At 38.3% G+C, this 19,316-nt stretch carries 18 protein-coding genes; all 18 read right to left on the bottom strand.

The genetic code is table 11. The features are described 5' to 3' along the window. Positions 1-79: 79 nt before the first annotated feature. The 18 genes from BM137_RS03430 to BM137_RS03515 all read right to left on the bottom strand — a co-directional run bounded on the left by BM137_RS03430 (position 80) and on the right by BM137_RS03515 (position 19,280). Positions 80-2,935 (bottom strand): ATP-binding protein, encoded by a 2,856-nt coding sequence (locus BM137_RS03430; RefSeq protein ID WP_092479760.1) that lies wholly within the window; start codon positions 2,933-2,935, stop codon positions 80-82. Continuing rightward, positions 2,925-4,172 carry a metallophosphoesterase family protein gene (locus BM137_RS03435; protein ID WP_092479761.1) on the bottom strand — a complete coding sequence of 416 codons (1,248 nt, stop codon included), beginning with the start codon at positions 4,170-4,172 and terminating at the stop codon, positions 2,925-2,927. Before BM137_RS03435 ends, BM137_RS03430 begins: the two co-directional genes overlap by 11 nt. 148 nt (positions 4,173-4,320) lie before the next feature. Next, positions 4,321-4,674: a YlbF/YmcA family competence regulator gene (locus BM137_RS03440; RefSeq protein WP_092479762.1), complete on the bottom strand. Its 354-nt coding sequence runs from the start codon at positions 4,672-4,674 to the stop codon at positions 4,321-4,323. A 125-nt stretch (positions 4,675-4,799) separates the two neighbouring features. Continuing rightward, positions 4,800-6,920, bottom strand: coding sequence for a transglycosylase domain-containing protein (locus BM137_RS03445; RefSeq protein WP_092479763.1), 2,121 nt, complete (start codon positions 6,918-6,920; stop codon positions 4,800-4,802). A gap of 322 nt (positions 6,921-7,242) precedes the next feature. Beyond that, a complete protein-coding gene (locus tag BM137_RS03450; RefSeq protein WP_092479764.1) occupies positions 7,243-8,199 on the bottom strand; it encodes a DHH family phosphoesterase in 957 nt (318 codons plus the stop codon). Positions 8,200-8,248: 49 nt separating this feature from the next. After that, positions 8,249-9,589 carry a DRTGG domain-containing protein gene (locus tag BM137_RS03455; RefSeq protein WP_092479765.1) on the bottom strand — a complete coding sequence of 447 codons (1,341 nt, stop codon included), beginning with the start codon at positions 9,587-9,589 and terminating at the stop codon, positions 8,249-8,251. Positions 9,590-9,619: 30 nt separating this feature from the next. Continuing rightward, positions 9,620-10,303, bottom strand: a complete 684-nt coding sequence (locus BM137_RS03460) for a metal-dependent hydrolase (protein ID WP_092479766.1) — start codon at positions 10,301-10,303, stop codon at positions 9,620-9,622. A 174-nt stretch (positions 10,304-10,477) separates the two neighbouring features. Further along, positions 10,478-11,620, bottom strand: coding sequence for a DNA polymerase IV (gene dinB / locus BM137_RS03465; protein ID WP_092479767.1), 1,143 nt, complete (start codon positions 11,618-11,620; stop codon positions 10,478-10,480). Positions 11,621-11,709: 89 nt separating this feature from the next. Beyond that, complete coding sequence (locus BM137_RS03470; protein ID WP_092479899.1) at positions 11,710-11,985, bottom strand: post-transcriptional regulator; 276 nt, start codon at positions 11,983-11,985, stop codon at positions 11,710-11,712. A 197-nt stretch (positions 11,986-12,182) separates the two neighbouring features. Next, entirely contained in the window at positions 12,183-12,512 is a 330-nt protein-coding gene (gene yajC, locus BM137_RS03475) for a preprotein translocase subunit YajC (RefSeq protein ID WP_092479768.1), read from the bottom strand. Positions 12,513-12,602: 90 nt separating this feature from the next. Next, positions 12,603-13,748, bottom strand: a complete 1,146-nt coding sequence (tgt, locus tag BM137_RS03480; protein WP_092479769.1) for a tRNA guanosine(34) transglycosylase Tgt — start codon at positions 13,746-13,748, stop codon at positions 12,603-12,605. Between the two features lie 36 nt (positions 13,749-13,784). Further along, positions 13,785-14,390 carry a TetR/AcrR family transcriptional regulator gene (locus BM137_RS03485; RefSeq protein ID WP_244887637.1) on the bottom strand — a complete coding sequence of 202 codons (606 nt, stop codon included), beginning with the start codon at positions 14,388-14,390 and terminating at the stop codon, positions 13,785-13,787. Between the two features lie 506 nt (positions 14,391-14,896). After that, positions 14,897-15,928, bottom strand: a complete 1,032-nt coding sequence (queA, locus tag BM137_RS03490; protein WP_092479771.1) for a tRNA preQ1(34) S-adenosylmethionine ribosyltransferase-isomerase QueA — start codon at positions 15,926-15,928, stop codon at positions 14,897-14,899. 16 nt (positions 15,929-15,944) lie between these two features. Then, positions 15,945-16,961, bottom strand: coding sequence for a Holliday junction branch migration DNA helicase RuvB (ruvB, locus tag BM137_RS03495; RefSeq protein ID WP_092479772.1), 1,017 nt, complete (start codon positions 16,959-16,961; stop codon positions 15,945-15,947). A 24-nt stretch (positions 16,962-16,985) separates the two neighbouring features. Further along, on the bottom strand, positions 16,986-17,591 hold the full coding sequence (ruvA, locus tag BM137_RS03500) for a Holliday junction branch migration protein RuvA (protein WP_092479773.1): 606 nt from the start codon (positions 17,589-17,591) through the stop codon (positions 16,986-16,988). 200 nt (positions 17,592-17,791) lie between these two features. Next, positions 17,792-18,229, bottom strand: a complete 438-nt coding sequence (msrB, locus tag BM137_RS03505; RefSeq protein ID WP_092479774.1) for a peptide-methionine (R)-S-oxide reductase MsrB — start codon at positions 18,227-18,229, stop codon at positions 17,792-17,794. 101 nt (positions 18,230-18,330) lie between these two features. Further along, a complete protein-coding gene (locus BM137_RS03510; protein WP_177192485.1) occupies positions 18,331-18,852 on the bottom strand; it encodes a DUF3592 domain-containing protein in 522 nt (173 codons plus the stop codon). Positions 18,853-18,884: 32 nt separating this feature from the next. Next, complete coding sequence (locus tag BM137_RS03515; protein ID WP_092479776.1) at positions 18,885-19,280, bottom strand: zinc ribbon domain-containing protein; 396 nt, start codon at positions 19,278-19,280, stop codon at positions 18,885-18,887. Positions 19,281-19,316: the final 36 nt, after the last annotated feature.

Below are 19,316 nucleotides of genomic sequence, written 5' to 3' on the forward strand. Positions count from 1 at the left end.
CGTGCCCCTCCTCTAAATACTATTTCATTTTCAGCTCATTCTTCTCGTCTAATTTCCATTCATCGACTCAACACTTTCATTATAGCATTTCTATCGTTTCTTGTGGATAACTTTGATCTATAGTCTCATCAAAGGTAAAATATAAGATTTGAGTCGTTTGACTCATTTGATTCATCAGTTCGAACATTTCATTTTTTCTCTGAGAATCAAAATTGACAAAGCCGTCATCAATCAACAAAGGAAGCTTGACCAAATCACTAGTGTTTTTCACAAAGGCGAAACGTAAGGCAACATATAATTGTTCAGCAGTCCCTTTAGACAACTCTGCTGCATCGAACAACGCCCCATCTTTACGTTGTACGAGAAGTCGTTCTTCTTCTACATAAACATTTTGGTAATTTCCTCTGGTTAATAAGGCGAAAAATGCTGCAGTGTCTATAATGGTTTGAGGGAATCTATCTTTTTTAGCCAGATTCAATGTTCTCTCAATCATGGTAGACGCAACTTTATAACTTGACCATTCATCTACAATCATTTGCAGTTCATTTTCTAAAATACTCATCTCTTGAAGCAAGACAGAATACTCTCCACCTTCTTCAAGACGTTGCATAGACAATTCATAATTGATTTTTTCATTCAGCATCTCTTCTTCGGTTTGTTTCCTATTTTCAATCGCAAGAGAATGTTTCTGGATGCTTTCTGTCAATTCTGCTTGATCTTTGAATTGATTGTACAAATTCAAATCATCAATCAATTGAGTTTCAAGGACACTCAACCGGTCTTTTTTATCCGTCAAATTTTGGAATAGGATGTATTTTTTCCGGAATTCATCTTCATCTTTCACTTGGATGGAACGGAACAGTTCCATCCGCTGTGTCTCCAATTCTTTTTGTTGTTTATCCCAATGCTGCAACCGGTTGTGAACTTCCTTTTCTGACTGGAGCAACTGATTGCGCTGGATTCTCTCGTTGGCTACCTCTTCTTTATAATTTACCAACCCATTTATGATGCTGGGTAACGAATTCCAGTCTAGGAAAACGACAGCCTCTAACAGACTCGCTTTTTCGCTCCAATATCCGATAAATTGTTCCAACTCCGCTATTCGTTTTTCTTTCGAGCGAATATCCGCATTCAACTCTCTTATAAACTGAAACGGATCTGCATCCATTCCGCTGCCAACAACAGAAAAAGAGGCAGGATACCCATATTCAGTTCTTAATCCGTTCTCTTCTTTCTGCAGCTCGTTCGATTCATGTTCTAATCGAACGATCAATTCTCTGATCTGATTGAGATCATAAGTAACTTGATCATTTTCAGCTAATTTTTCTCGCCATTGTTTCTTGAGCTCCTTTTGTTGGATAAACTCTTCATAAGAACTAGCGGAAAATTCGTCATCTGCTGTTTTAGATGGAGTTACCGATGATTCAACAGCTGTCGGTGATTTTCTTTTCAATCCCCATACTATCGATAAAATTCCTATGCCAATCAGCCCGTATCCCATCATATTATGGATAAGCAACCCGATTGCTACAGCTAAAACTCCTAATATCAGGAAAACAGGACTTTTGCTCTTAGTGCTAAGAGCTTGGTTCGATGTCGCTCTGCTAGTAGTATATGCTGTTTCTTCGACATTTCTTTTTTTATATTCTTTTTCAGCATCTTGAAACTTTTCTTGGCTCCACAATCGTTGCTCAAGTGAATCCAACTGCTGAAATAAACTTTGGTTTTGGTAGTTTAAATATTGTTCTTTTTCTTTTGCCTCTGCTTGTTCTTGTTCAACTCTTTTCATCAACTCTTCCAATTCGTAGAATCGCTGTTTTACCTGATCCGACAAGGGTTCAGGAATCGAACTATCCGGAGCTAGACCTAAATCAAATTTTTTCTGGATGAGTTGCTGCTCCAGTTGGTGAACTTCTACCTGCAGTTGTTCTTGTTCGATAGCCTGTTGTTGGATATCATTTAATTCTGCTAGTAATTCTTCTACTGTGGTCTCGTTGTTGAAATAGAACCGCAACTTTCTAGAAGGTTCTTGTTTCTTTTGAATCGTCAGCAATTCCTCGTGAATGTCAGTGATTTTCTCTTTGATTTCTCCAATACGCTCTTGCAAATTATTGAGTTGGTACAACCCTTCTTCAGGCAACTCCGTCAATTTCTCTTTAGTCATCTGTTGCTGGATAGACTGCATTTCTGCATAATGATTCCAATTCGCATTTAGTCGTTGATAGTCTTGGATTTTTTCTTGCAGCTCATCCCGCTTATCTTTACTTTGTTGAATTTTTTCCTCTAATTCAGATTTAAGCTGATAAAACTCCATATATTGCTGATTCTTTTCTTTAGCTGCTTGCACTTGCTTTCGTTTGGCTTCAACTTGTCGAATCTTTTGGTTAATTTTGGGTTTGCGTCCTGTCGGCTTATACAATTCGTTGGCTTTTTTTTCAAATTTATCGGCTACACGCAGCAACTGCTCATTACCTAAGGTACCGATACTCAAAAAATAGCGGTTCAATTTCTTTTGATTCATTTTTTGCATGTGCTGCAACCCGTCCAAATCAAAAGAAAATAAGGTTTGATAGGTCTTTTTATCTATCCCATATAAAATGGTTTCCAATAATTCATCTGAGCCTACGACCCCGCTGCTCAACGTAACGGTCACATCTCCATTGGCTTTTCCTTTTACTCGTTCTATCACTGCATCTCCATAGGGGGTATCTGTTACGGTCAAACGTCCTCCATATCGTGTGCTCTCTTTTGGCTCATAGCGTAATTCAGAACTTTGTTTCGTCGGAAAACCAAATAAAACACTGTGGACAAATGACATCAACGTTGTTTTTCCTGCTTCGTTTTTCCCGTAGTAAATTTGCAGCGAACCGATATCGGTGAATGATTTGTCGACCCATTTTCCATAACCATATATTTCTATCTCTTTAATCTTCATTTAAATCACTTCCTTCAGGACCACCCAATTGCTGACGTATCTCTTGTTCAGCTAATTGAACGATTTTCTTGCGGTAGGTTTCATTTCGTGGTCGCAGAACTCCCTCAACTCTTTGACTATCGAAAAAGCTCTGTGTCACTTCATTAAACAGTTCATCTTCTTGGAGCTCCATGATGGTTTGATGCCATTCTTCAGGAAACAGCTGAATCAAAGAAGGCAGATTCGCTTCTTTTTTTCGTTGAATCGATAGCTGATGGACAAAAACAAACGGTGTTGAATGAGTTATTTCTTGCAGTCCTTCCAGCAAGTCTCCTTGATGAAGTTTCCGTAAGACTCCTTCCATCAAACTTTCTGTATCCGTCAATTCAATCGTCAACAGAGTACTATGGGTAGATTGCTGGTACTGAGAAATGACTTCATTCAGCACGTGATAGACTTCTTGCAGTGTCTGTTTGCCTTTTAGCGTAACTTCAACCGTTTCCCATTCAATCGGCGCTAAAGAATGAAACTGTGTATCCTCAGTGCGGTTTTCCAGTGTAACTATATAACACCCTTTAGGACCACTTTCTGTCCGGTTTCTTCCTTGCGTGTTTCCTGAGTAAACGATTAAAGGGCGCTCAGACAAGACCTGTCGTTTATGAATGTGTCCTAATGCCCAATAATCGTATTGTTTACTCTTTAATTCACTCAAATGAAATGGCGCATAACGATCATGTTCAGAGGAATTTCCTTCTTGATAACCGTGCAACAGACCGATGTGGTAATCTACATCAGGTCGTCTTGCTGGATAATCAGCGATTCTCTTTTCTGTTATCCATCGTTTGTTGTAACTGAATCCCGACAATGCAATTCGTTCTTGCTGATCCGTTTCGTGATACAGTGTTTCGACTGTTTCTTTAAAAATCATCACGTTACTTGGCATATCCAAGTGTAATCCTTGCTGCTCCATATAATCGTGATTTCCGTGGATTAAGTAGACAGGTATATGCGCTTCTTTTAAACGTGTCATTTCTTTTTTTAAATAAGCTTGAGCTTTTACACTGCGATCTTCGCCATCATAGATATCTCCGGCTAAGCAAATAAAGTCTACTTGTTCTTTGATAGCCAAATCCACTAAACGAGTCAAAGCTTGAAAAGTTGATTGGTAGATCGCTTCCCAGATAAACGCAGGCAAGCTTTTGATTCCTTTAAAAGGACTGTCTAAATGCAAATCGGCTGCATGAATAAATCGCACCATTTACTTTACCTCTTTCTTTTTTTATATACATCTATTATACAGAAAAGATGCGCACATATGTTCTTTTTAGTGAAAAATAATCTGCAAAAAAAGCTGTCTCATAAGAGACAGCTTTTTACTGAATGGACAGTTATAATCCAAATCGGTCTTATTCAGCTTGACCTTGGTATAGATCTTGGATTGGTTGCATAATGATGCGGTTCAGATCATCAATCATAGAACTGATTTGTTGCTCAGCTTGCATCAAGTTTTGAACCTTTTCATTTTCGCCAGCTTTTTCAGAAATCGTTTGTGCTTCTTGGATATCTTCTTCAGTGATTTCTAGACCGCTTTGTTGTTTTTGTTGCAATTTCATTTGGATGCCTTGAACTTCTTGGAAAACGCTGCTTGCTTCAGCATCTGATTTAATTGCTGATAATGCATTTTGCAATTGCACATAGTTTTCAGATTCTCTTAATTCTCTCTCTAATTGGTTGGCTGTATCATAAACATTTGTACTCATAATAGTCAATCACTCTCCTGATAAAATATTGTGAACCGTTACATCTCACTAACTATAACATTTCAACAGTCATTGCACTAGAAATAGAGGTTATTTCACATAAAAAGTTAATACTTCAAAAGAGTTTAATTCCCAAAGACACCATTCAACCAACCGGATGTTTTTTCTTTTAGAGTAGAAACCCCATCGTTGATTTTTTCTTTCAAGTTATCAACTGATTCTTTGATGTCTTCTTTCCAATCCTCTTGCGGATTTTCTTCTGCTACAAGTGTTTCAGCACTCTTCGTTTCAAACGCTGTTAGAGGTGTCTGAGGCAGCAGCTGTTCCATTTGCGCTTTGAACAACGGACCTACACCTAAAGCAGCACTGCTGGTCGTCATGTGGTGTTCTTCATCCGTATGATCAAAGCCCATCCATGTCGTCAATACGATGTCCGGAGTATAACCTACTGTCCACTGATCTTTAGTTCCATTGTATTCATTCTCAAACGTCAACTGAGTACTTCCCGTTTTACCAGCTATCGTATAGCCAGCTGGTTTATTGCGCTCTCCAGTACCGTTTGTAAATACGCCAATCAATAAACTGGTCATTTTTTCAGCCACTTCTGGAGAGGTTGCTCTATTTTGTTTTGGCTTCTCGTTGTCCACCACTACAGCTCCTGTAGAATCAACGATTTTTGTGATGAAATACCCTTTACTACGGATCCCACCATTGGCTAATCCGGTATAGGCGCTGGCAATATCTAATGGCGAAACGCCCTTATCCATTCCGCCTAATGCAATAGCGGATAAATTTTTGTCTTCTTCATTAGTCACTTTGATTCCAAATTTAGATAAACTCTTGATTCCTGCGTTCAAACCAATCTCATTCAACAACCATACTGCTGGAACATTCAAACTATCGGCTACCGCTTTGTAAAGAGGAACTTCTCCTAAATACTGGTTGGTTGCATTTGAAACCGAATAATTGTCTTCTCCGAATTTCAGTCCTTCTTCATCTGGAAGAATAGAATCCAAGTCGTAATTTTTCTCTAAAGCCGGTGTGTATATAGACAAGGGTTTTAAGACTGATCCAGGCTGCAATGTAGATTGAGTAGCACGATTATAACCTCTAAACGAATGCTCTCCTCTTCCGCCTATAACGGCCAAGACTCCGCCTGTTTTAGAATCCAGCATAATTGAAGCACTTTGCAATAACGTTCCGTCACTTGCATCTTCGAAATACCCATCTTTTTCATAAACTTGATCCATTTCTTGTTGGTACGTTTGATCTAATGACGTATAAATTTTATATCCGCCACCTAATATTTCTTCTTCCGTAAATCCATGTTTTATTGCTTCACTGATCACAGCATCAAAATAATACGGGTATTTGTACCCATTTGATTCTTGGTAATTGTCGACCAAGGTTAAATTTTCTTGCTGGACCGCAACTGCAGTATCTCGAGTGATCGTTTCATTATTTACCATCAAATCTAACACAATGTTTCTTCGGCCTATTGCTTTCTCCATGTCATCGATCGGGTTGTAATTCGAAGGTCCTTTCAGCATCCCTACCAATGTAGCCGATTCTGCCAAATTCAATTCAGCAGCAGACTTGCCGAAGTATTTATGAGCCGCATCTTCAACGCCCCAAACCCCGTTTCCGAAATAAGATTTATTGAAATACATTTCTAAAATCTCATCTTTGGTGTATTCTTTTTCAATCTCAATCGACAAAAATAATTCTTTCAACTTCCGGATCAAAGTTTGATCTAACGTCAAAAAACTATTTTTTGCCAATTGCTGCGTGATTGTACTTCCCCCACCGCTGATTTGACCGCCTTTCAACACATACTGGACAGCCGCTCGACCGATCCCAATGATGTCAAATCCTTTGTGCTTATAAAAACGGGTATCTTCTGTTGCTATTACAGCGTTGATCAATTCAGGAGACATCTCTTTGATAGAGACATAAGACCCTCTTTGAGAATACAAAGTCCCCGCTTCTTCTTCATTGCGATCATAAACGGTCGTAACTTGTTCAATCCCTGCTTTTAAATCTTCCACGTCTTCTACTTTTGCATAGATATATAACGAAATCGTTGCAAATAAAGAAATGATCAGTCCCAATAAAATCAATATTTTCCCAATATGAAATTTTCTCCATATGCGAATAAAATGATTCTTAAGTTGAATCAAATAAGGGGATATCCATTTCCAAAATTTAGTTAAGTAAATTTTTAATTTTTCTTCCATCTCATTCATTCCTTATTATTCATTTCCTATCCGCTTTTAGCCTGCTCGTTTCCCATGAGTCAAAAATAGTTTACCAAAAACAAATTTAAAAAACATCCTCCTCAAGTAGGAGGTGTGCATTAAGTAATGAGGTTTTATATTTAATAGAGCCTGCCCATGCAGTACTAGGAAGATAAACCTGCTGTTATGCCACCAATCTCAATCTCTTGACTAATTTATGACAAAAAAATTAAGAAAATCAAAACCTTTCTGTTACAAAGAAAAAAGAGGCAGATGATCCCCTCTCCTCTTCTTTCTACCACAACTTGACTTGTTCCGTACCTATACTATTTTATTTTTCCCAGTCTTTTGCTAAGTCCTCAAATTCTGAGAGGATTTGATTTACTTCATTCAAATCTTTGGCATTCGCTCCACTGGCTAAAGGATGCCCTCCACCATTATGACGCTTAGCCACTTCATTGATAACCGGACCTTTTGAACGTAGTCGGCATCTAAAATAACCTTCTGATTGTTCTACAAAAATCCCCCAAACTAACACTTCATCTATCGTACCCGGCAAAGAAACTATCTGAGCCGTTTCTGTATCGGTCACACCAAATTCATTCATTAAGTCCGTTGTTAAAACGACTTTACCTACCCCGGTAGAACTGATTTCCAAGTTTTGCAATACATATCCGGACAAGTGGGCTACTTTTCTTGGCATCGTGTTCAACTGGTTGCTGATTTCATTTGGTACAAAGTCATATTCCATTAAAGCAGCTGCTATACGCATGGTTTTTGGTGTCGTTGAAGGGTATAAAAATCGCCCAGTATCTCCGATGATACCTGCATAAAGCAATCGTGCAGCCTCGTTTGATAGGGTCAACTGACTTTCATGGCTCAGGTAAAAATCTGCAATGATTTCACTGCAGCTGCTTGCTTCGGTATTGACACATACAATATCCCCGTACGAATCATCATTAGGATGATGATCTATCTTGATCAGGGCATCTCCCAATGAGTATCTTTTGTCGCTGATACGCGGAGTATTAGCCGTATCTGTTACGATCACTAATGCCCCAGAATAATCTGCATCCTCTACTTTATCCATTTCAGCCAAAAACCCAAGATCTCCAACAGTTTCTCCTGCTGTCAGGATTTTCTTTTCTGGAAAAGAAGCTTTCAGCAATTCTGCTAATCCTGCTTGAGAACCGATCGCATCCGGATCTGGTCTCATGTGTCTGTGTATGATAATCGTTTGGTATTGTTTGATCATTTCAAAAATCTGAGCATAAATTGATTTAGACATTTTTTCTCTCCTTTGTCTGCTGAACAGTCACCAGACAGTATTTTCTCTTTTAAGTGCGTTGCATAATCTGGCATACGACAACAGCTTTAGCCACAAGAATATTCTCGTGATAAACTTCTACATCTAATTTTGATGATCGTCGACCGACTTCGAACAGCTTCGGTTTAATGATCAATTCGCTGCCCATTTGAATCATTTTGATGGAAAACAAATTAAATTGTTCAATTACGGCATTTCTTTTTTTAATGCTTTCTAAGCTTAACGTAGCTACATAAGAAATCGTTTCGCTCAATACTCCGATAGACAAATTCCCTACTGGATCTGTCATTTGAGGAGTGACTCTGAAACTGTATTTAGACAGCTCGTTTTCTTGCGAATCGTCTGTAGATTCTAATTCTGCAACTTTCTCGACTTGTTCAACAATTTGATCCGAAATCGTCGCGCCCATCTGCGGTTGACGTTGAGTAGTTTGCATAGCTTTCATTACATCTTGCCTTGAAATGATCCCGATCAACGTCAAATCATCTTGCACCACAGGCATCACTTCTAATTCGTCCCAGATCATTAAATGGGCTACACTGGCTACACTCATATGGGTTTTGACTGAGGCCGGATTTTTGGTCATTACACGCTCAACTTTAACGGTGTCGGATTTACCGATCACATCTTTAGCCGTAACGATTCCAATAACCCGCATATTTTTATTCACAACAGGAAAACGTGAATGCTGGCTTTGTTTGTTTAAATCTCGGTATTCTTTGATCGTGTCTTCCATTGTTAAGTAGATGGTTTCAGACAATGGGATGAAGATGTCTTCGATCAACATAACTTCTTTTTTGATGAGTTGGTCCGCCATAGCACGATTGATCATAGTAGCTACTGTAAAAGAATCATAACTCGTTCCAATAACGGGCAGATTCATTCTGTTAGCCAATCTGATGACTTCCGGAGAGGCATCAAAACCTCCCGTTATCAACACGGCCGCTCCATGCTTCAACGCCAATTGCTGCGCGTTCTCCCGGTTCCCTACAATCATTAATGAACCTGGAGTAATGTATCGAATCATAGCCTCTTCTTCCATGGCTCCAATAATAAATTTTCTTAATGGATTATCTAATCCTGCTTCTCCGCCTAGTACGGAACCTTCAATGATATTGACCGTTTCTCCATACGTTAAGATTTCAATACTGTCCGTTGTTTTCCGTTCGATACGAATAGTTCCTACACGTTGGATAGTAGAAACCATCCCTTCATTTTCTGCATCTTTAATTGCTCTATATGCCGTTCCTTCACTGACGCCTAAGTGCTTAGCTATAGAACGCACCGATATTTTTGCCCCTACAGGCAGATTTTCAATATGATTTAATATTTGATTGTGCTTCGTCGCCATTTGATAACCCCTATTTATGTCTAATCTGATTTATGTGAGTTCGAATTCTTGTCCCACTTCCAAATACAACCCTTGTTCCTCTGGAAGACTGTCGCAAAACCCTTTTCCGTCTTGTTCAATTAATGGGAAAGTATTGTAGTGGATCGGAACAACTTTTTCTGCCTGTACAAATTGTGCCGCTATTGCAGCATCTTCAGGCCCCATTGTAAAATTGTCTCCGATTGGTAAAAATGCTACATTAATTTTTTTATATGCACCGATCAATTTCATGTCGCTAAACAATGCTGTGTCGCCTGCATGGTAAATGGTCTGTCCATCTGCCGTAAACAACACTCCAGCTGCTAAACCTAAGGTAAACGGTTTTCCATCGATCTCATAAGAAGAACCATGAATGGCTTGGGTGAGCTTGACTTCACCAAACTCAAACAAATGCTTGCCGCCCATTTGCATCCCGTGCGTCTTCAATCCCTTTGCCTCAAAAAAAGCGGCGATTTCTACGGTTGATACGATCAATGCACCTGTTCTTTGAGCAATCGGTTCCGTATCTCCAATGTGATCTTCGTGTGCATGAGTCAGAATGATAACGTCTGCTTCGACTGTATTTGGATCTAAGTCGCTCATATTATTTCCAGTTATAAAAGGGTCAATAAGAATGTAGTGCCCTGAGTCAGTTACTATCTTTATACAAGATTGCCCATGCCAAGATAACTTCATCAATTCCCTCTCCTTAGTAGTACAGATTTCAACTAACTGTATCATTTTTTTTATTATACCATTCAATGGTAGTAAAAACTAGAAAGGTCTTTAGAAGAATACAAACAAAAAAAACCTTGATAAGGGATCACAGTCAAGAAGAAAAAGTTCATTCTTCTTTTGTCATCCTTTGTCTCAAGGTCTTTTAGAATCATTCTCTTGTTCCCATAATGGCAATACAATATTTTCGAAAGTAATAGGGTCTAGATTGGTGATGGTCACTCCCAGCAAACGTACTTCATTTTCAATTTTCCCAATCTCATACCACATACTTTCGGCGTAAAAGAATATATCTTTTTCGTTCATTAGATAATTCGGCAATGTCATTCGTTTCGTAATCGTTTCAAAATCTGCATAACGTATTTTTAATACGACTGTTTTGCCGTGCTTTTGATGACTGACGAGAGATTCATAGACTTTCGTAGACAGTCTTCTCAATTCAGCAATGACTTCCTCGTCTGTTCGCAGCACTTGATTGTACGTATACTCTCTGCCAATTGATTTTCTTTCTCGACTAACTCGTACAGGAGCATCATCGATACCGCGAACTTTTCGATACAACGAATACCCCATTCTTCCAAAATAATGGATCAACGCCATCTGGTCTAACTGATACAAATCTTCTCCAGTAAAAATCTTTAATTCATGCATTCGTTCAACGGTTTTTTTCCCTACTCCATAAAACTTCTCTATTGGAAGATTTTTTAAAAAATCTAATGCCTCATCCGGCGGAATAACCGTAGTACCAGAAGGTTTTTGGTAATCTGAAGCTAATTTGGCAATGAATTTATTGTATGAAACACCAGCTGAACAAGTTAAATGAACTTCATTCCAAACTTCGTACTGGATTCTTTTGGCTAATAAAGTAGCGCTTTTCATATCTATTTTGTTTTGTGTCACATCCAAATAAGCTTCATCAAGAGACAAAGGTTCAATCATATCCGTATACCGCTTAAATATTTCTCGCACTTGAGCAGATATTTCTCGATAGAGATCGAAATTCCCAGGTATGAATATTCCATTGGGACAAAGCTCATAAGCCTTTTGGGAACTCATTGCAGAATGCACACCATATTTACGAGCTTCATAATTGGCAGTAGCCACTACCCCTTTACCGCCAGTTTCTTTTGGATGTCGTGCAATGATAACTGGTTGCCCTTTCAATCTGGGATTTTCTCGTTCTTCCACAGAAGCATAGAAGGCGTCCATATCTATGTGAATGATTTTTCTTGATGTATCGCGCTGAGGTTCATCAAAATGCAAGATCCCTATGTCCATCCTTCAATACTCCTTCCTACGTAATTCGTTCCATTGAAGCAATTAGATAACAAAAAATCCGACCATTTTTGATCGGACCTGGTTATGTTTTAAAAGAAAGCATTTAAATCCATTTCTTCTAAAGAAGACACTTTTACTTGTGCTTCCAGAGATGCAAAATCTAAATAATGATTGGGCTGGATAGCCATGATCTGCTGTACACAAGCATGATAATGCTCTGGCTGCTTTCTTTTCCAGCAAAATTTTACTAAGTAGTTCCATAAATCTTCAACCTTGATTTCTGGGTAACCTAAGTAGTCCAATTCTTTTGCTTTTAATTTTAACCACGGTTCATACTGAGAAAACTGACTTTCAGTATCCATCATTATCATTCTACACCTCATTTCTACACTTCTAAGGACTATTTTTTTGTGATTCTTCTATAATTTATTTTACTTTTTTTTGCCATAAAATCAATCTATATCAAAAAATGAGACGTAGATACGAAAAAGAAAAGGAAAGGCATTATACCTTTCCTGATCTTGATATATCGTGTATCAAATTAGTCTGTAATAAATCAGTATTACATTTCGTTTGAATCTGTATTTGTAGGAGTGTTGTCTCCTAAAACATCTACGGCATCTGTCGTTGCAGAAGTCACTACACGAGCGATAGCGCGTCTTTCAAAAGTCAAGAAAATGCCTTCACAGTCAATAACAACTGTTTTTTCAGCTTCTCTTACTTCATCGATGAGTCCATGCAAACCGCCGATAGTCACAACTGCGTCTCCTTTTTTCAAAGAACTCAGCATGCTTTGTGTTTTTTCTTGTGCCTTTTTTTGTGGGCGGATCATCATGAAGTACATCAATAACATGATTAACGCAAAAGGAAGCAAACTAAAAATAAATTCCATTCGTTTCACTCCTAAACATTGATAAAATAGATTTCACCTTATTTTTCACTACTAACTGTACCATAAAATCAGCGAGTAATACTACACCTTTTAAAAGTTTTTTGCATCTGGTTTGTTGTATCCATACTCTTCCATAAATGCTTCTCTGTATTCTAACAGGTTATCATCAAGGATCGCTTGACGGATATTGCGCATGACTTCCAGTAAGAAATATAAGTTGTGGTAGCTTGTTAGACGCAATCCGAATGTTTCATCCGATTTGAATAAATGACGAATGTACGCTCTTGAATAATTACGACAAGTATAGCAATTACATTGATCATCAATCGGTCCAAAGTCTCGTTCATACTTAGCATTCTTAACGACTAGTCGTCCTTTATGGGTCATACAAGTACCGTTACGTGCAATACGAGTCGGCAGCACACAGTCAAACATGTCTACTCCATTGATGACGCCATCGAAAAATGAATCCGGCGTTCCTACTCCCATTAGATAACGAGGTTTGTTTTCTGGGATCAACGGCGTTGTGAACTCTAGAACACGATTCATTTCTGCTTTAGGTTCCCCAACTGAAAGACCTCCAATAGAATATCCCGGGAAATCCATTGCCACTAAATCGCGGGCACTTTGCTCTCTTAGATCTTTGAATCCTGCACCTTGGATGATACCGAATAGTCCTTGTCTGTCAGGATTAGCATGTGCTTTTAATCCACGTTCTGCCCATCTTGAAGTACGAGCTACAGATTTTTTTACGTAGTCGTAACTTTCGTCAAATGGCGGACACTCATCAAAACTCATCATAATATCTGGTCCTAATTTATTTTGGATATTAATCGCTTTTTCTGGAGATAAGAACATTTTTGAACCGTTTAAATGGTTTCTGAAATGAACACCTTCTTCTTCAATACGTCTCATATCCGATAATGAAAACACTTGGAATCCGCCTGAATCCGTTAAGATTCCTTTATCCCAATTCATGAATTTGTGTAATCCGCCTGCTTCTTCAACGATATCTTCTCCTGGTCGTAACCATAAGTGATACGTGTTGCTTAAGATAATAGACGCACCCATTTCTTCCAACTCTTCAGGGGCGATACTTTTTACAGTTGCTAATGTTCCTACAGGCATGAACATAGGTGTTGGGAACGTTCCATGCGGAGTAATGATCTCTCCTAAACGAGCTCCTGTACGTTTATCTTTTTTAATCAATCGATATTTGATAGCTGGTTCTGACATTTTTAATTTTCCTACTTTCTCTCATATCTACCTTTATTACGAAAGCATTTTTAGCATCATTTCAATAATATCGTCTAAACCTACATTGCTTTCGTTGGTGTGTTCCATATATTCTTTTCTGACATTATCCATCAATAAAGTTAAGGTCGCTGCATTGAAAATGTACACAATGGTCTCGTATTCCTGTTCACTGATATTGTGTTCTGAAGAAAAAGATTTTAATTTCTTGCATAATGAGTTTTTGACATAATCTTCTTTATAATTAGAAATAGATTTCATATTTTCATTACCGACTTCTTTGACTGTTCCGATAACGATCGTACGATGACGATTGTACATTTCGACAATAAAGCGTCCTGCTTTTCTCATTAAATCTTCTGTGTTGTCAAAATCGAGACTGAAAAACTCATCTACTTCATTTGTAATTTGAGCGGTATGTTGTTTATACGCTGTATCGATCAATAGTTGCTTTGAGGTGAAGTTTTTGAAAATCGTCGTTTCATTTACTCCAGCCTGATCTGCAATTTTTTTGGTGGTCGTGCTTTTATAGCCAACATGCGATATTAAATCCAATGCTGCATCAACGATTTTTTGTTGAGTTTTAGTTAATTTATTAATATCGATGGGATGTAGTTCTTTCACTTCAAAAGCCTCCATATCTTATCAGCTTATCTTCATGTAAAATGCTGACTCAATGCTATATATTATCATACTTTGATTTTTAACTAAAGTACATTTGGTATTTTTCATTTTTTACTGTCTAAAAAAATGTCAAAATTTGTTAATAAGCGAGATATTTAACTAGCAAACGCTTTCAAGTTGTGTTATTCTATAAGTGGGAAGAGGAATGCAACATGGAAGATAGAGTTAGATGTTTAGTTTAACAGCTTTTGGAACATTCTTTTTGAACAACTGATTTTCAGATTCAAGAAAAGATCGATTCGAATACCAGTTTTGGAACACAGATTATGAAGGTGTTTAAAAAAATTTCTACAATGAGCAAAGTGCATGAACCGAAAAACTTTTAGATTAACCGAACCAATGTTTAACATGAGTATTTAAAACTTGATTCAACACCCTCTATCTTCCTAATTCCTCTGTAAACCAATAGAAGTTGGCCGCATCATCAGCCAACTTCTATTTTTGTTTTATTTCACGAACATAGCATCTCCAAAGCTGAAGAAACGGTATTTTTCATTAACCGCATGCTCATAGGCAGAAAGGACATGATCTCTTCCAGCAAAAGCACTAACTAACATCACTAATGTTGATTTAGGCAAATGGAAGTTGGTAGAGAAAGCTTCTACTACTTTAAATTGATAACCCGGGGCAATAAAAATATCAGTCCAACCACTGTCTGCTTTGATTTCTCCATCAAATTTCGTACCGATCGTTTCGAGTGTTCGAATAGAAGTAGTCCCAACAGCTACGATTCTGCCTCCATTAGCTCGTACTTGATTTAATTTGTCTGCTGCTTCTTGGGTTAAACGATAAAACTCTGCATGCATTTTATGTTCTTCAATATTGTCTACGCTGACTGGTCTAAAAGTGCCTAGTCCAACGTGCAATGTCAAGAAGACCAATTCTACACCTTTAGCTTTGATTTGTTCCAACAACTCAGGAGTGAAATGCAATCCTGCGGTTGGTGCAGCTGCAGAACCATTTTCTTTTGCATAAACCGTTTGATAGCGTTCTTTATCTTCCAGTTTTTCTTTAATGTACGGCGGTAAAGGCATTTCACCCAAAGATTCCAACACTTCCAAGAAAATCCCTTCGTAAGAAAATTCTACGATTCGACCTCCATGTTCTAATTCTTCTTTTACTTCTGCTTTCAGTCGGCCGTCTCCGAAATGGATGATTGTCCCTTTTTTAGCTTTTTTAGCAGATTTGATCAATGTTTCCCATTGATCTCCTTCGATATTTTTCAATAATAACACTTCTAAATGTCCGCCAGTATCCGGTTTGACTCCGTATAAACGTGCAGGAAGCACTCTTGTATCATTCATGACAAGAGCGTCCCCTGGGTTCAACTCATCTATGATAGAAGTAAAATGAGTATCTTTCATCTTTCCGGTTTCTTTGTCCAGCACCAATAATTTCGAGCTTGAACGATCAGCTAACGGCGTTTGTGCAATCAATTCTTCCGGTAAATCAAAATCAAAATCTTCTGTTGTTAACATCTTCATTTCTCCTAATCTAGTTTTCTGTGGCAGGTAAAGGATAGCCTAAGTGCTCGTATCCTACAGCAGTGACTATTCTACCGCGCGGAGTTCTCTGAATCAACCCATTTTGCAATAAGAACGGCTCGACCATATCTTCGATTGTTTCAATCTCTTCGCTGATATTTGCAGCAATCGTTGACAATCCTACAGGGCCTCCGTTGTAACTCTCGATCATCATTCTTAATAATTTTTGGTCGACGATGTCTAAACCTTTATCATCGACTTGCAGCATGCTGAGAGCAGAATGTGCAGTTTCTTTTGTGACGACGCCATCTGCTTGGACTTGAGCATAGTCACGAACGCGTTTCAACAAACGGTTAGCTACACGGGGGGTCCCTCTGGAACGTCGGGCAATTTCTACAGCGCCGCTTTCCTCAATGCGCGTTTCAAAAATGTCCGCCGAACGTAGAACGATATCAGTTAAATCTTTCACCGAATAGTATTCCATATGCGAGACGATTCCGAATCGATCGCGTAAGGGTGCTGATAATTGTCCTGCTCGTGTCGTAGCTCCTACCAAAGTAAATGGCGGTAATGGAAAATGAACAGGATGAGCAGTTGGCCCTTCTCCTACAATAATATCGATAAAGTAATCTTCCATTGCAGAATACAAGACTTCTTCTACTACTTTTGGCAACCGGTGGATTTCATCGATAAACAACACATCTCCTGCTTCTAAGTCATTCAACAGTGCTACCAGATCTCCTGATTTTTCGATTGCAGGTCCGCTGGTCGTTCGAATGTTGACGCCCAGTTCATTGGCTATGACCATCGCCATTGTTGTTTTACCAAGTCCTGGTGGTCCATACAACAATACATGGTCTAATGCTTCTTCTCTCAATTTAGCCGCTTCAATATAGATAGACAACTCTTTTTTGACAAGATGCTGTCCAATATATTGTCTTAAGTATTGGGGACGTAGTGATTTCTCAACCATTTCTTCTTGGACACCTTCAATATCACCAGAAATAATCCGTTCCTCATAAGTCATATGCACTCACCTCTTTCTATAGACTTATTTTTTCATCATTAACTTTAAGGCTTCACGCAAGTAAGCATCTGTTGTATCATGCTGGATTTTTTCTAATTCTCCTGATACTTTTTTGATCTCTCGAGCAGAATACCCTAAAACTTTTAACGCTTCTAATGCTTCCGTGATATGGACATTTCCTTCTACGCTATCAAACGTCAAAGCCGTTCCTTGAGCCCATTCGACATCCAGATCACCTAATTTCCCTTTCAAATCCAATACGATTTGAGAAGCCGTTTTTTTGCCTACTCCCGGGAATTTAGTTAAATAGTTGGCATCATTGTGTTCAATAGCTTGAACCAATCCCGAATGGTCTTCGTTCGCTAAGATAGCCAATGCACTCTTTGGACCAATACCAGATACATTCAATAATTTTAGGTACAGCTTTTTTTCATTTAGATCTTTAAAGCCGTACAACGTGATATCATCCTCACGAACAGCTTGATACACGTATATCAGCACTTCTTCATTCATTTTAGTGGAAAAGCGATACGGATTTGCTGAATGGATTTGATAACCCATCCCTTGATTTTCTACTACTACATAGGCTGGACTAACATATGTCAGTATGCCTTTTATGTATTCATACATAAGTTAATTTCTCCTATCCATTCTTTCGATAAAAACAGCACACTTGTTCCCTTTATTCTAGCACAATCTGATTTAAATCACCAATACACCTTTAATAAGATAAACCAAAACTTGTCAGTAATATCCGTATCAGCATAATTTACGATAGAACAAAAAAAGCTGTCTCATAAGAGAGACAGCTTTTTCTACTTTTGACGAGGTTAAGCAAATAGCTTACGGTATTCTGCATAGCCTTCTTCTTCTAGTTTTTCAACCGGTACGAAACGCATAGCTGCTGAATTGATGCAGTAACGTAATCCTCCAGCTTCTGTTGGTCCATCTGGAAATACATGTCCTAAATGAGAATCCGCTTCTTTGCTGCGCACTTCGATTCTGCGCATGCCGTAACGTGTATCCATTTTTTCAATGACATCTTTCGTTTCAATTGGTTTAGTAAATGAAGGCCATCCACAACCCGCATCGTATTTATCATTAGATGAGAATAGTGGTTCGCCACTTACTACATCTACATAAATTCCATCTTCATAAAAATCATCGTATTCGCCTGTAAAAGGTCTTTCTGTTCCTTCATTTTGAGTGACTTCAAATTGTTCTGGAGTCAAGCGTTGTTTCAATTCTTCTTCTGAATATTTTGCCATTCTATTTCACTCCATCCTTGCTTTCTTGTAACAATGCACTTTTCACTTACTATTAGTATATAGCATGCATCGAATTTTTTCAATGAATTGGATTAGTCTTATTATCCAATAGAAGTAAAGACAACATACAGTATCAGTCCTACTAGAATAGAACCCGCACCCGACAACATTAAAATCATCGGCATAAGACTTTTTGGTTTGCGATGAACATAGTTTTCTTTTGGATTCAACTCATTGTAATAAACCTCTAAGGAAGAACCAATAGGGAAAAGAGATTCTAAGGGATTTCGAGACATCACGCTGTTTCGTTTTACGTGCAGCGTTTGGTCAAATTTATCTCCCGTTACTTCAGTTTCCCCATAAAGATTACTCGACTTTACCGCGATTGCTCGATAAATCAAACGCGCTTTATAGGGGGTGCCTTTGTGTTCAAAACGTACAATAGGGAAATATAATCCATTGCCTCTAGCGTCGAATCCCGTTACTTCGCCTTCTGTTTTTCGAGTGCAACGATCCAGTTTGTTTTCAGTTCTTTTTTTGATTGCGTAACCTATAATAATCATTGCCAATCCTGAAACACTTAATATTCCTAACATCAATAATCCTACTGCTGCATCATCCATCAACTTTCTCCTGCCTTTTTGTAGTATCGGTTTTATGTTTTCTTCACGAATTGTGTACGACATGAAGGGCACGTGATTCTGATTTTGTTTTTGCCTCTAGGAACACGTACTTTTTGTTTACACGAAGGGCAGCGATAAAAACGGTACTGTTTTTTTTGCTTTACGTCGTTCGGTAATTTTTTAATTCGAGTTAAAACTTTTCTTTTGTGTTGCAAATAAAGCTGATTTTCTCTCCATCGTTTAGCTGGTTTGTTAGACAGCACTCGTATATAAGCATAGATCAACGTGCCCAAGCCCAAAAACGTAAAAACTGAAAATGAAGTGATGTTGGCCAATAAAACCAATATCAAACTTGTTGCAACTAAAAACTTAGAATAATTGTCTATTCCATATCTGCCTTGCATGAAGCGATTGATTTTTTCTTTCATCTGTTAGTCGGTGCTAACTGCACCTGAAATCCCCTT

The organism is Desemzia incerta (assembly GCF_900115825.1).
GTDB classification, from domain to species: Bacteria; Bacillota; Bacilli; order Lactobacillales; family Carnobacteriaceae; genus Desemzia; species Desemzia incerta.